At 52.6% G+C, this 13,529-nt stretch carries 15 protein-coding genes; 6 read left to right on the forward strand and 9 right to left on the reverse strand.

Features of this window, described 5'->3' with window-relative positions; translation table 11 throughout:
- The first annotated feature begins 151 nt into the window (after positions 1-151).
- The 3 genes from V6U78_RS05930 to cysG are packed head-to-tail and all read left to right on the forward strand — an operon-like array spanning position 152 to position 2,835.
- Positions 152-592, forward strand: coding sequence for a DUF934 domain-containing protein (locus V6U78_RS05930; protein WP_405338408.1), 441 nt, complete (start codon positions 152-154; stop codon positions 590-592).
- Entirely contained in the window at positions 582-1,340 is a 759-nt protein-coding gene (locus V6U78_RS05935; protein WP_405338410.1) for a phosphoadenylyl-sulfate reductase, read from the forward strand. Before V6U78_RS05930 ends, V6U78_RS05935 begins: the two co-directional genes overlap by 11 nt.
- A gap of 40 nt (positions 1,341-1,380) precedes the next feature.
- Entirely contained in the window at positions 1,381-2,835 is a 1,455-nt protein-coding gene (gene cysG / locus V6U78_RS05940; protein ID WP_405338412.1) for a siroheme synthase CysG, read from the forward strand.
- A gap of 38 nt (positions 2,836-2,873) precedes the next feature.
- Here cysG and V6U78_RS05945 read toward each other — a convergent pair whose 3' ends face one another.
- Positions 2,874-3,644, reverse strand: coding sequence for a response regulator (locus V6U78_RS05945; protein WP_405338414.1), 771 nt, complete (start codon positions 3,642-3,644; stop codon positions 2,874-2,876).
- Positions 3,645-3,797: 153 nt separating this feature from the next.
- Between V6U78_RS05945 and V6U78_RS05950 the strand changes: the two genes are divergently transcribed.
- Positions 3,798-4,643, forward strand: coding sequence for a hypothetical protein (locus V6U78_RS05950; protein WP_405338416.1), 846 nt, complete (start codon positions 3,798-3,800; stop codon positions 4,641-4,643).
- 134 nt (positions 4,644-4,777) lie between these two features.
- On the opposite strand, the gene V6U78_RS05955 is transcribed toward V6U78_RS05950, so the two are convergent.
- Positions 4,778-6,403, reverse strand: a complete 1,626-nt coding sequence (locus tag V6U78_RS05955) for a methyl-accepting chemotaxis protein (protein WP_405338418.1) — start codon at positions 6,401-6,403, stop codon at positions 4,778-4,780.
- Between the two features lie 90 nt (positions 6,404-6,493).
- Complete coding sequence (trpB, locus tag V6U78_RS05960; RefSeq protein WP_405338420.1) at positions 6,494-7,714, reverse strand: tryptophan synthase subunit beta; 1,221 nt, start codon at positions 7,712-7,714, stop codon at positions 6,494-6,496.
- Positions 7,715-7,920: 206 nt separating this feature from the next.
- Here trpB and V6U78_RS05965 point away from each other — a divergent pair, with 206 nt between their 5' ends.
- Positions 7,921-8,253 carry a DUF3392 family protein gene (locus V6U78_RS05965; RefSeq protein ID WP_405338422.1) on the forward strand — a complete coding sequence of 111 codons (333 nt, stop codon included), beginning with the start codon at positions 7,921-7,923 and terminating at the stop codon, positions 8,251-8,253.
- A 174-nt stretch (positions 8,254-8,427) separates the two neighbouring features.
- Entirely contained in the window at positions 8,428-8,871 is a 444-nt protein-coding gene (locus V6U78_RS05970) for a hypothetical protein (RefSeq protein ID WP_405338424.1), read from the forward strand.
- Between the two features lie 7 nt (positions 8,872-8,878).
- Here V6U78_RS05970 and dnaB read toward each other — a convergent pair whose 3' ends face one another.
- From dnaB to rlmB, 6 genes are all read right to left on the reverse strand, one after another.
- Positions 8,879-10,288 carry a replicative DNA helicase gene (dnaB, locus tag V6U78_RS05975; protein WP_405338426.1) on the reverse strand — a complete coding sequence of 470 codons (1,410 nt, stop codon included), beginning with the start codon at positions 10,286-10,288 and terminating at the stop codon, positions 8,879-8,881.
- Between the two features lie 207 nt (positions 10,289-10,495).
- Complete coding sequence (gene rplI / locus V6U78_RS05980) at positions 10,496-10,945, reverse strand: 50S ribosomal protein L9 (protein WP_405338428.1); 450 nt, start codon at positions 10,943-10,945, stop codon at positions 10,496-10,498.
- A 19-nt stretch (positions 10,946-10,964) separates the two neighbouring features.
- Positions 10,965-11,849 (reverse strand): hypothetical protein, encoded by an 885-nt coding sequence (locus tag V6U78_RS05985; RefSeq protein ID WP_405338430.1) that lies wholly within the window; start codon positions 11,847-11,849, stop codon positions 10,965-10,967.
- Positions 11,850-11,883: 34 nt separating this feature from the next.
- Positions 11,884-12,114, reverse strand: coding sequence for a 30S ribosomal protein S18 (rpsR, locus tag V6U78_RS05990; protein ID WP_405338432.1), 231 nt, complete (start codon positions 12,112-12,114; stop codon positions 11,884-11,886).
- A gap of 23 nt (positions 12,115-12,137) precedes the next feature.
- Entirely contained in the window at positions 12,138-12,527 is a 390-nt protein-coding gene (gene rpsF / locus V6U78_RS05995; RefSeq protein ID WP_405338434.1) for a 30S ribosomal protein S6, read from the reverse strand.
- Positions 12,528-12,696: 169 nt separating this feature from the next.
- Complete coding sequence (gene rlmB / locus V6U78_RS06000; protein WP_405338436.1) at positions 12,697-13,512, reverse strand: 23S rRNA (guanosine(2251)-2'-O)-methyltransferase RlmB; 816 nt, start codon at positions 13,510-13,512, stop codon at positions 12,697-12,699.
- Positions 13,513-13,529: the final 17 nt, after the last annotated feature.

Below are 13,529 nucleotides of genomic sequence, written 5' to 3' on the forward strand. Positions count from 1 at the left end.
TCAGCCTCAATTGAAGCCCTGCTCAAGATCAGCTTGGCCCTGCCCTCTTATTCCATAAAGAAATATCAAAAGCCTTAGTTATTATTTTTTAAACCACCTCAGAGTCAGTAGACTAGCGCCTGAACGCTTGAACCCTGTCTGTGGAGTGGTTATGCCCCTGATTAAAAATCGTCAACTGGTCGACAATGACCCTTGGTACTTTATCCAAGCAGATGAAACACCGCCGAACCACCAGCCTGTCGTCTGGCCTCTGCGTGATCTCACTGCCCCACCGGCTAGCCTCGCTGTGGCCTGCACCACCGAAGATGATATTGCACCGCTGCTAAGCTGGGTGAATCAACTACAGATGATCGCGATTGAGTTTCCTGCCTTTCGTGATGGACGCGGCTTCAGCCTGGCGCGTTTGATCCGCCGTGCTGGTTTTCAGGGTGAGCTGCGCGCGCGTGGTCATCTATTACGGGATCAACTCGCCTTCTTGGAAAGCTGTGGCTTTAACGCCTTTGAGCTGACAGAGCAGCAGCTGACACAGGCTGATCTGACCGCTTTTGGCGAGATCTCCGTGCATTATCCAGGGCAGCCCCATGTCGCTTAATGATTTTCTGAAAGCACCCAGCCGTGCCCAAGCAGCACTGACACCAGCACTGGAGGCCAAGTACCAGACTCTCTGCGCTCGTCTCAAAGAGGCCAGTGAGGAGTTTGGGCAAGATATCACCTTTGCCAATAGCCTCGGTGCCGAAGATATGCTGATCACTGGCTGCCTCGCCGAGCAGTCACTGGCGATCCCACTGTTTGTGCTCGATACCGGCCGCCTGCCTGAACCAACACTGAATCTATTAGCCGAAGTGCAAAAACGCTGGCCGCAGCTTGATCTGCAGGTTTTTTATCCTGCTCCTGAAGCCTTGCAAGCTTGGGTCAAGCAAGAAGGTATCAATGCTTTTTATCGCTCCATTGAGCTGCGTAAAAGCTGCTGTGCACTGCGTAAACTGGAGCCGCTCCAGCGCGCTTTAGCGGGCAAGCAGGCGTGGATCACTGGCCTGAGGCGCGCACAATCTATCACCCGTGAGCAGCTGGCACTGCGTGAATGGGATGCCGCGCAACAACTCACCAAGATCAACCCCCTGTTTGATTGGGAAGAGGATGAGGTGTGGCAGGTGCTTCGTACACGGCACTGGCCCTACAATATTTTGCATGATCAAGGCTATCCGAGCTTGGGTTGCGCACCCTGTACTCGTGCGATTGAACCGGGAGCCGATCCGCGCTCTGGACGCTGGTGGTGGGAGCAGGCAGAGCAGCGCGAATGTGGCCTGCATCCTGCTCGGCCTACACAAGTCACCCCCTAGTCTTCTTTGGCCGTATTTCTGTTTGGATAAAGGTGCACTCTTGGACTATTTACCTCTGTTTTTCAATTTACGCCAACAGCCAGTGTTACTGATTGGTGGTGGCGAGGTTGGCCTGCGTAAAGCCCGCTTGTTGATCAAAGCTGGTGCGCAGGTCGAGCTGGTCGCGCTGAGTGTGCATCCTGATCTCAAGACTCTGATTCAGGAACAACAAGGCCAGATCCATTATGCCGAATATGCCGACACCTATTTAGAGGGTAAAAAGCTCGTTATTGCCGCAACGGATGACCAGCCACTGAATGAGCGGGTTTATCAGGCCTGTCAAGCACGCGGCATTCCCGTCAATGTGGTTGACCAGCCAGCCCTGTGTAGCTTTATCTTTCCTGCAATTGTTGATCGTTCCCCACTGGTGATTGCCATCTCTTCAGCAGGTAAGGCGCCTGTTCTGGCACGCCTGTTGCGCGCCAAGCTTGAGAGCTGGATACCCACTCGTTATAGCGATCTGGGGCAGCTGGCTGGGCGCTTTCGTGAGGCAGTCAAAGCGCGCTTTGGCTCGATCAATCAACGGCGCTACTTTTGGGAAAAGGTGTTTTCTGGCCCGATTGCAGAGCGAGTTTTTAATGGCCAGATGCCTGAAGCTGAACGACTTCTCCAAGCCGAGTTAGAGGCGGCAGAGGGATCATCAGCAGGTGTCGGAGAGGTGTATCTCGTTGGTGCAGGTCCTGGAGACCCTGAGCTGCTGACTTTTAAAGCCCTGCGCCTGATGCAGCAAGCCGATGTCGTACTTTATGACCGGCTCGTCTCCGCAGAGGTTCTCGAACTCTGCCGACGCGATGCAGAGCTGATTTATGTTGGCAAAAAGCGCGATCACCATCACCTGCCACAGCCTGATATCAACCAGCTGCTGGTTGAAAAAGCCCGTGCAGGCCATCGTGTGTTGCGTCTCAAAGGTGGAGATCCTTTCGTGTTTGGCCGTGGCGGTGAGGAGCTAGAAGAGCTGAAAGCCGCTGGCGTACCCTTTCAGGTTGTCCCGGGGATCACCTCGGCCAATGCCTGCTCAGCCTATGCCGGTATCCCCTTGACCCACCGCCACTATGCACAGTCGGTGAAGTTGATTACCGGGCAGCTGAAAAACCGTACCAGTGAACTCAACTTTGCTGAAATGCGTGCGCCCAACCAGACGCTGGTCTTTTATATGGGCTTGCATACCCTGGAGCTGATTGTCGCTGGATTACGCGAAGCCGGAAAACCCGCGAGCACCTTGATTGCGTTGATTTCCAAAGGCAGCACGCCAGAGCAAAAAGTCTTGGTTGGCACTTTGGAAACCATTGTGGCTCAGCAGGCCGAAGCCCAAATTGAAGCCCCTGCCTTAATTATTGTCGGCGAGGTGGTCTCCTTGCATCATCAGCTGGCTTGGTTTAACAACCCTGCCCCGACTATCGCTGTACAAGGACCACTCAGCCAAGCCGCACCGAAGCTGCATTCAACCTCGGCCTGAAAACCAGCCGCATGGCGATTGGGATCGACCTCGATCGCCTAAGCGGATTCAGGCTCAGGCTGAGGCGCTAAACGCCGTGTCGCCTCAATATAGTCCATCAATAACTTACGCTGCTCAGCCGACATAGGCTGAAAGCGCACCGCAATTCGGATCTGATCATCACGAGCGGGATGCAAGGGATCAGCCTCAAGACGAATAATTTGACAGGGTAGCTCACCTGTTGCGCCACTATTGGGCAAGGTGATCCCTAAGTGTGCCAAGCTAAACACGCCTAATGTCTTGGTTGGCTCAAAAGGCGCGAGCAGCAGCAATCCAGACAAAGAAACATCCAGTAGATCAGCCGCTATAGGTTGCTCGGCCTGCGCCCATTTGAGCATCAACTGCTGCCCACGCGTGGCCTTAATGCGCTCGGCATTGCGCCGCTCCATCCGTCCGCGCGCTAACAGCACCTTTTCAATCAATTTTTTTGGTGTAAAGGGCTTCACGACAAAGGAGGTCACACCAAGTTGTACCGCAGTGACCAAAGAATCTCGATCTCCCTTGGCGGTAATCATAATAAATGGCAGATGGGCTGTAGCTGGGTTTTCACGCACCTTAGAAAGCAGCTCATCACCGGCCATCACCGGCATCTCCCAATCACAGAAAATCCAGTCAATATCAGGATTCGCTTGCAGGCGTTTTAACGCTTCTTGACCATTCGCAGCCTCAATAATCGTCTGACAATAGAGACGATCACGCAAGACATTGGTGATGGCTGTTCTCGCTGTGGCAGAATCATCCACCACCAACACGACATCATTTTCTAACATCAGCCTGCTCTCTTATGTTTACTTTCTTGGCCATTAGTCTAATCTGGCGCAGTGAAGAAAAGAAGCCTCATCGCTCACTGGCGCTTTTCTTTTTGTTACAATAGTTTCTGGGCTGATTCTGAGCCTTTTCTCGGTTTTTTGAAGGAGAAGAATATGACATCGAGCTTCCTTTTCCGTCTTGATGAGATGCGCCGCTTTATCAAGACGCTTTTGACGCAACAGCAAGGAAGACGCTTTCTGATCCACTATTTCGGCAATGCGCTGATGCTCTCACTGCTGATGCTCATCGCACTGAGCGCGCTGCTCTTCGGCCTGTTTGAAAGCCTGCTCATTCGAAAAAGAACCTTTGTCCTCAGCCTTGGCATGCTGGCCACCTTGGTCGTGGTGCTCCCCTTGGCGACCATGCCCTTCTTCTCATCAAAAGATCTGCTCAATCAACTTGCACGCCTGCTGAGACGCCAACACATCTTCCAGCATTTGAACGCCCATGTTTTTTACCGCCAAAGCGCCAATGGAAGTATTTCTCTGCATCTTGCCAAGGCCCATACCTTACTCAGCGAAAAGCATCAGCTACTGCTCAAAGCCAGGGCACAGTTTCAGGCCCTGCCTGCACGTCCTCAGGATAACGAACCCAGTGACAAGCTGCCCACCGCCATCAAGACGATCAACAAGCATCTGGCGGTCTCCTTGGCGCGCTCTATTCGCGATGCCGTGAAGCTCACCAAAGAGCGAGTTCAGCAGGGTGTGTTTCGACCTGAACAGAAGATTACCGGAGCCACCTATGCTTATTTATTTGGCACAGCAAAGAGTAAACTCGGTTTAAAACGCCACCAACCTGGTTGGTTACAAGGCTTTGTGAGCAATCTCTTTTATCGCTTGGGTGCGATGCACGCCTTGTTTATGTACTTTGTGATCCATGAGCAGTTGCCTCAGTCCTTTGATCCCGTTCATTTTGTTGCCACAGTGGGTGAAGTGATCGGCCAGCCACCAGCGGCCTAGCACCAAGCCTGAGCCAGCTCTGATGTGCCTCTGTTCTGGCTCGTTGCCCACTTGCTCTGACGCTCTTCTCTCAATCGATCCAGCCCAGCCAGCCATCAATAATCGGATCGGCTGACTGGGCTGAAGATCAGCGCTTATTGTAGCTTGAACTGATCGACCAACTTCTCGAGCTGCTCAGCCAACTGCACCAGATCATCACTGACCTGAGAGGTCTGCCCTACATCAGCAGAAGCCTGCTGGGCAATCGTGCCAATATGAGCCACCTGATCATTAACACGACCCGCCACATCCCGCTGCTCTTCTGCTGCATTGGCCATCTGTGCATTCAGCTGGCTGATATGGGTCACCGCGTCAGCGATATGCATCAGCGACTCAGCAACGCGTTCGACATCACCCACACTCTGCTGGGCTCCACTACGCGCGGTCTGCATGGCCTCTACGGCGTCTTTGGCTTCTTCTTGCAAGCGCGCAATCGTCGCTTGAACTTGACGCGTGGCTTCATGAGTACGGTTCGCCAAGGAGCGCACCTCATCAGCAACCACGGCAAAACCCCGTCCAGACTCACCCGCACGCGCGGCTTCAATCGCGGCATTCAATGCCAATAAGTTGGTCTGCTCTGCAATACTGGTAATGATCTCCAGCACCTGCCCGACATCCGCACTATAGCGATCCAGCTCGCTGATCACCTGACCGGCGCGCTCAAGGTCTTGCGTGAGCTGATGTATGCCAGCAATCGATGCCTGAGTCAGCTCACGGCTCGCACTGGCTTCTGTATCGGCTTCCTGAGAGGCCTGAGAGGTACGCGCAGCATGCTCACGCACCTCGGTGGCACTGGCCTGCATCTGCTCCATCGCGCTGGCCATCTGCTCGGTCTCAGCATGCTGGTGATTGACTGCCGTCACCGTTTCATCCGCAACACGCGAAATGGTATCAGCAGAAGATTTGAGTGTGCGCGTGGTCTCCGTGACCTTACGCAGGCTGAGCGCAAAACGCTCAATCATGGTATTAAAGGCATTGGATAGCACACCGATTTCGTCCTTCGCAGTGGCGTAGGGAACACGAATGGTCAAATCTGAGTGCTGCTCAACCTGTTGCATAGCACGACGCAACTTATTGATGGGCCGCAAAATTAAGCGATAAAGAACCAAAGAAATCAGCGCGATGCCGATGACAAACAACAACACCTGAATACCACCGAGCTGGAGCAGATTCAGATTAATTCGCCGATCGAGATCACTGAGGTTATAGCTGATGCGAATGGCACCTAACAGCTCGCCTTCGGTACCCACATGGCAGGTCATACAGTTGGTACCGCGATAGTCGGTATCATTCAACACGGGTCGCACGACAGTCAGCACCCGCCCCTCAGGTGTGGATTGGATCAGCTGTATGGCTTCACCACTGAGTGCACGCTGATCCAGCTCATCACGCGGCTGATCGATATCGGCACCTGGGCCAAAAAAGCGCCGCACTGGCTCCGCTCTGAGCACTCGGGCTTCGACAACCCCTGGTTGGCTCAGCACCTTGTCTCGATGAATTTCACGGAATTGGGCCAAGGTCCCCGTCAGCATCATGATATTCAGGGTGTCGAGATAGCTATCAGCAATATCGCGCACAGTCTGCTCCATGGTTTCTTCCACCATCAGACGCTCACTGCGCACTGTAAACAGCATTGACACCAGCATCACCGTCACCAACACCACCAGCAGGACAGCATTGACCTTGGTTTGGATCGATGTATTGGCCAGCCACTTATTCATACCGCTTCTCCATCGAGTCGAGGCTTTTGAGCCGCTTCATTAAAGTCACGCCAGTCCAGTCACAGCCAAACCGGCGTACTCCTGTGCCAATTACAGCTGGAGCTGCTCAGCCACAAAATCGGCATCCTTGTCACCACGCCCTGAAAGATTGACCAAAATAGTCTGCTGCTCATCCAGCTCAGCGGCTTTCTGCATCGCCCAAGCCACTGCGTGGGCTGATTCCAAGGCGGGGATAATACCTTCCAAACGCGACAGTTGCATAAAAGCATCCAAACAGGCTTGATCATCCATCGCCACATACTGCGCCCGCCCGAGATCCTTCAAATAACTATGATGCGGCCCGACTGATGGATAGTCTAAGCCAGAGGCAATCGAATAGACTGGCTCAGGTTCACCCTCGGCATCCTGCAACATATAAGAATGGAAACCATGCATGGTCCCCGGTTGCCCATAGGTTAAAGTGGCCGCATGCTCACCTTTGGCTACACCACGCCCCAGAGGTTCCACCCCAATCAGCTGGACTTGATGATCATCAAGAAAGCCGGAAAAAATCCCCATCGCATTCGAGCCACCGCCAACGCAAGCTGCGACATAATCAGGTAGCTTGCCGGTCATGGCCGGGAATTGCTCGCGCGCCTCACGCCCAATAATCATCTGGAAATCACGCACCATCATCGGGAAGGGATGCGGACCCACCACTGAGCCAATAGCATAGAAAAACTGCTCAGGGTCCTGCATATATTCATCAAAGGCACTGTCCACTGCATCCTTCAGCGTTTGTGTACCACGATCAACACTGATCAGACGCGCACCCAGAATCTTCATTTTGGTCACATTTGGGTGCTCTTTAGCAATATCGATGGCCCCCATATGGATTTCACACGGCAAGCCAACCAAGGCGCAGGCCGTCGCCATGGCTACACCATGCTGACCGGCTCCAGTTTCGGCAATCACCTTGGTTTTACCCATATGCTTAGCCAGCAAGGCTTCACCGAGGGCATGGTTAATTTTATGCGCACCTGTGTGATTAAGATCTTCTCGCTTGAAGTAGATTTTGGCGCCACCACAGGCCGCGCTGAGGCGACGTGCAAAATAAATCGGGCTCGGACGACCGACATAGTGCTGATAAAGCTCTTGCAGCTCTTGCTGATATGCTGGCGTCTCGCGGATCGCCAGATAAGCATGATAGATTTCATCCATAATGCTTTTAAGATGAGGCGGAATCGCCTGCCCGCCATAAGGACCAAAATAACCTTCTGCGTTCGGCAACATTAAATCACTGGTGGAGGTTTCTTGTTGTTTGGGTATCATTGTTACGCCTACTCAGTCTTCACTTAAAGAGAATCGAGGGGAAAAAGTCTGAACAGTCTGATCAGCCGAGTTTTTGGGTACCACTCGCTCACAGACACTGCCACACTCTGGCCTGAGCTGCATTGATCTTCCTGCCATTATGGATCACTCAGCGACTCAGCCGAATTGTTCAAAAATAACATTGACCTACAAGGATTGCGAGCACGATGGACATCCTGAACGAAATACTCTTACGCAGTGGGCATCTGGCACTTCGCCACCTTGATGCTATTGCTCTGGCCTTGATTGCGACTTTACTGGTGATCTACGGCGATGATATCAACCGCTTCATCAAACGCCAGCTTCGGCCTTATCATCGTGTGATCCGGCTGATCGGCTTTGTACTCATGTGTGCTTTTGGCTATGGTGCGATGACTGTTTTTCTGACGCCGTGGCTGGCCTACTGGCTTGCACTGGTCAGCATTCAATGGCTCGGCCCACTGATTTTAGGGCTGTTTTTGCTGATTGGATGGCTGGCAGAGCGTAAGCACCAAGTATAAGGCTGGTGCCCTATAGGAGACTGATCTGCTGCTGGCCAGATGCGCACAGCCTCTTCGACAGGGCTTTCACGGATCAAAAACAGCGCACACCAGCAGAAGTCTTGACCACCAATCCAGTAGCTTAGGGGGTTTTATCTTCTTTTTTCTTGAGCTACATCAAGCGAGTCGTTAAATATGCCATGTTCCCAGCATAATCCTCCGCCCCTCACTGCGCCAACAGGTTGGCAGTGGCAAGAAGCCGCCTACTCAGGCGGCTGGTATCTCTACGCTTTGCATCAGGATGAGTGCCTTCACCTAGGTGCTTTTGCCTCGCCCGCGCTTTTGGCAGTGCAAAAAGCCCGCTTTATTGAAGCAGCGCAGACCTGCGTTCATCTTAAACTGCTGCCTGAGGAGATTGCGCCTTGGTTAAAAGGGCAAGGACCTGCACCACGCTTTGTTGGCCTGCTGGGGACCGCTTGGAGCGGCTACCGTGTACAGGCATTGGATACAGAGCAGGTCGAGGTGATCTATGCAGCCGATTTACGGCTTGAATGGCTGGGTGTATTCAATGAAAGCGAAGCCTTCAGCGTTATCGAGCAGCACTATGATCGGCGACGTCAAGGCTGCTTGATTTGCTAAGCAGTGCTTACTCTTCATACAGGATACCGGCATCCTTATACTGGGCGTAGCTCTCGGGTGCCAGATCATCAAAACGGGTATAACGGCCAGTAAACAGCAAGTGCACACTACCAACCGGACCATTACGCTGCTTGCCAATAATGATTTCAGCCAAGCCCTTGTTCTCTTGTTTTTCTGGATAATAGACCTCATCGCGATACACAAAAGCAATGACATCCGCATCCTGCTCAATCGCACCTGATTCACGCAAATCCGACATAATCGGGCGCTTATTGGTTCGCTGCTCCAATCCACGATTCAACTGAGACAAGGCCACAACTGGACACTTGAACTCCTTTGCCAGCGCCTTGAGCGAGCGCGAAATCTCTGAAATCTCTGCTGTTCGGTTTTCAGTATTCCCCGGTACCCGCATCAGCTGAAGATAATCCACCATAATCAAGGCTGGATTGCCCTGATCACGCGCCAAACGCCGTGTACGTGTACGCAAGTCATTCGGCGACAGGCCTGGCGTATCATCAATAAACAAGGGCTTATCCTTGATTAACGCCAGCGTTGCAGACAAGCGATCCCAATCTTGCTCCGAGAGGCGGCCTGTTCTGACATTGGTTTGATCAATACGGCCTAAAGAGGAGAAAACACGCATCAACAGCTGTTCAGCCGGCATCTCCATCGAGAACACCAGTACAGGCTGATTGGAGTTCAACAGCGCGCTTTCAACAAGATTCATGGCAAAGGTGGTCTTCCCCATCGAGGGACGGCCAGCCACGATGATTAAATCTGAAGGCTGCAAGCCAGAGGTTTTTTCATCCAGATCCTTAAACCCTGTCGTCAGACCGGTAATCCCACCAGGCTGTAGATCCAGTTCGGCAATCTTTTTCAGTAGATCACTGGCGACACTACTAATCTGCTGTGGGCCACCGATTTTAGGGCGATCTTCAGCAATCGCAAAAACTTCACGCTCAGCTTCATTGAGCAACTCATCGGCATGGCGCGGGCCAGGATTATAGGCTGCATCGGCAATACGATTGGCCGCTTGAATCAACTTACGACGCACTGAGCGTTGATAGACGATCTCGGCATAGGCTCGGATATTGGTCGCTGAAGCCGTATTGCGCGCCAGATCCAGTAGATAGGCATCCCCTCCGACCGCATCCAGCAATCCTCTGGCTTTAAATTCTGCCGATAAAATCAACGGATCAAAGGGTGAACCCTTATTGGCGAGCTCAAGAATGGATTTAAAAATAAGCTGGTTTTGCTTGTTGTAGAAATCCTCAGGTACGAGAACTTCGGCAACCGCATCGACCGAGGCGTTATCCAACATCAGGCCGCCAATCACCGACTGCTCGGCTTCTTCCGAACGCGGTAACATTTTGACCTGTGCGATTTCTTGATCTTGTGCCAGAGAAGTTGGCTCCACTGGATTTACCTCCATCTACAAGCTTCAGGCACTCTATTTATTGAGTCACCCAAGGCGGGTGTCAAGCACTGAGTTGCTAGAACGCCACTGCACAGGCTCTCGCCATATCGCATTCAGTGGGCGCTGAGCATGAAAAAAGGCACAGGAAGCCCCGTGCCTTTTTACGCTTTGCAGTATCAAACTGCCAGTGACGCTGAATGGGTGAGATTACTCAGCCACAACCGCCACTTTTAACACAGCTTCAACTTCAGCGTGCAGGTGAACCACGATATCGAATTCACCAATGTTACGCAGAGGGCCTTCTGGCAGACGCACTTCGCTCTTCTCCAGCGCAACGCCTGCAGCAGTAGCAGCTTCAGCCAGATCACGTGCACCGATCGAACCAAACAGCTTGCCTTCGTCACCGGCTTTAGAAGCAATAGTGACACGCTCCAGGGCTTCCAGTTGTGCCAGACGTGCTTGTGCCTGAGCCAGACGCTCTGCAGAAGCTGCTTCCAGCTCAGCGCGACGCTGCTGGAACATTTCACGGTTTGCTTCAGTCGCAGGAACAGCTTTACCTTGTGGGATCAGGTAGTTACGGCCATAGCCGCTCTTGACGTTGACTTCATCACCCAGTGCACCGAGCTTACCGATTTTTTCTAACAGAATAACTTGCATGTTTTTATCCTCAAAGACGTTAGGCTTCTCCACTGCCATCAGATGGCGGTGGTGGAGGTGCCAGTCGGCTGCGGAAATCGAGCAGACTGTCCGCCATAGCGATACCTACTAAAAGTAGGATGATATAAGGTTGAGCAAACAACATCAGCAGATATAACAGGCCCAACCAAAAGCTGTTATAACCTTGAATCCTGACTACACCATGAATCAGCGCAAATGCAGCAATGATCAGCGGCAAGGGAATCAATGGCAACAGAGGCAGTAAGCCCTGCCAACCACTCCACAATACCAGCAAGAACACCACCAGCAGCAAGCCATACCAAGCCGGTAGGCGCAATGACTGGAACTCCAGTGCAAAGCCCTGTGGATGATAGAGCTGTGCTTGCCACCAACGGCCCAGCATTAAACTGAGCAGGGCGGTTAAAACCTGAAGCGTGGTAATCATGCCATTTAAAAGCTGGCTAAAAACCTGCAATAACTGGCTGTGCTGATCCGCTTCAAAACCCAGGGATTCAAAATGGGGGTTGCTGGCGAGCAAAAGATCAAAAAGCTCCTGCTCTAGCTCTTGTGGAATCCACGAAAAGCTTAAGGCCATCACCACGCCACATCCCAACCCAGCATAAAGGGGATAGACCCAATTCTGCTGCTGCTTAAGCAACTCAGCAAAAATGATGGCCATCGCCACAACAGTGAGAACGCTGGGATCACCTGAGAAAAAATAAATCAGGCCTGGTAGGAAAGCGGCTGCCGCAACAGGCCAGGCATCGCGCTTTTCCATACGCAACCAGACCAGCGCCACCACGGCGGCACTGATCAGGTGCAAGAAGGGAATCAATGCTGTGACCGCAGCCACCGCCATAGCTTTAGTGCGACTTTGCATCACAAACTCAGCTAAAAAGCGCATCGCGACTCCCGACTAGATGGTGCAGGTAGAGTGCTTAGTTATCGTGGCTATCGCTGAAAGGCAGCAGAGCCAGGAAACGTGCACGCTTGATTGCTGTAGACAGCTGACGCTGATACTTAGCTTTTGTTCCAGTGATACGGCTAGGAACGATTTTGCCAGTTTCAGTGATGTAGCCTTTCAGCAGGTCCAAATCTTTATAATCGATTTGCTTGATGCCTTCAGCGGTGAAACGGCAGAATTTACGGCGACGAAAGAAACGAGCCATGGGACTTCTCCTGGTAGATGAATTTATTCAGCGTCTTCTTGTTCAACGTTCTCATCGCTGCCTTGAGCATCCTCACGGCGACGATCTTCACGCGATTCGGTCGCCTTCATTGGAGAAGGCTCAGTCACTGCTTCGTTCATACGAACGATCAGGTTGCGAATCACGGCATCGTTGTAACGGAAGATTTCTTCCAGTTCAGTGACCACAGACTCAGGGCACTCTAGGTTCATCAGAACATAGTGAGCTTTAGTGATCTTGTCGATAGGGTAAGCCAGGTGACGACGACCCCAGTCTTCCATACGGTGCACTTGGCCTTGGGCTTCAGTGACCAGAGTGGTGTAACGCTCGATCATCGCAGGAACTTGCTCGCTCTGATCAGGGTGAACCATGAAAACAATTTCATAATGACGCATTGAATGCTCCTTACGGTTTAACAGCTTTTTGTCTGCTTGAAATAAGAACAGCAAAAAGCAAGGAGGAAACGGAATTAAAGCGCAGAGGACACTTTAAACCTGACACCGCTTTCCGACTACTTTCAGGCAAGGCGAAAGATTCTACTCTGCACAGGCTCCAGAAGCAACCTCAGCGCTCCAAACGCTGGCGCACAGCTTCATAAAGCGCGACGCCTGCCGCAACAGAAACGTTCAGGCTAGAGACATCACCCGCCATAGGTAAGCGCACCAGCTGATCGCACTGCTCGCGGGTTAAACGTCGCATTCCCTTACCCTCAGCGCCCATCACCAAAGCCGTCGAGCGAGTTAAATCTGCCTGATAAATCAAGCCGTCAGCTTCACCGGCTGTCCCCACTACCCAAACGCCATAATCTTGCAAGGTTCTCAAGGCACGCGCCAGATTGGTCACCTGAATCAGCGGTAAGATTTCAGCTGCTCCGGAGGCGACCTTGCGTGCCGCCGCATTCAGGCTTGCGGCACGATCCTTAGGCGTGATAATCGCTTGCACGCCAGCGGCTTCTGCCGTTCTCAAGCAGGCCCCAAGATTATGTGGATCGGTGACGCCATCCAGCACCAGAAACAAGCCCGCCGCACTCATCCCTTCCAGCAGCGCCTCCAGATCGGCCTCACTGCCTGGTTGACGCGGCTTGGCCCAAGCCACAACACCCTGATGCTGCTCATCCGCCTGCGCATCCAAATCAGCACGCCCCATTTTCTGCACCAGTACACCCTGCTGCTGCGCTAGATTGAGTAACGCCTGCATACGCTGATCAGCCCGCTCCTCCTGCACTTGCAAACTGATCACCGCCTGTGGGCGATGTTTCAATACACTGGTCACAGCATGAAAACCAACGAGCTTAACTTGATCAGCACCAGCCTCGACTGACGGCTTCTTGGTGCGTTTTGCCACTGGATGGCGCTTGGATACAGGTCGGGATGCACTCACACTCAACTCTCTTCTTG

The sequence above is a fragment of the Marinospirillum alkalitolerans genome, from assembly GCF_045055655.1.
GTDB classification, from domain to species: Bacteria; Pseudomonadota; Gammaproteobacteria; order Pseudomonadales; family Halomonadaceae; genus Marinospirillum; species Marinospirillum alkalitolerans.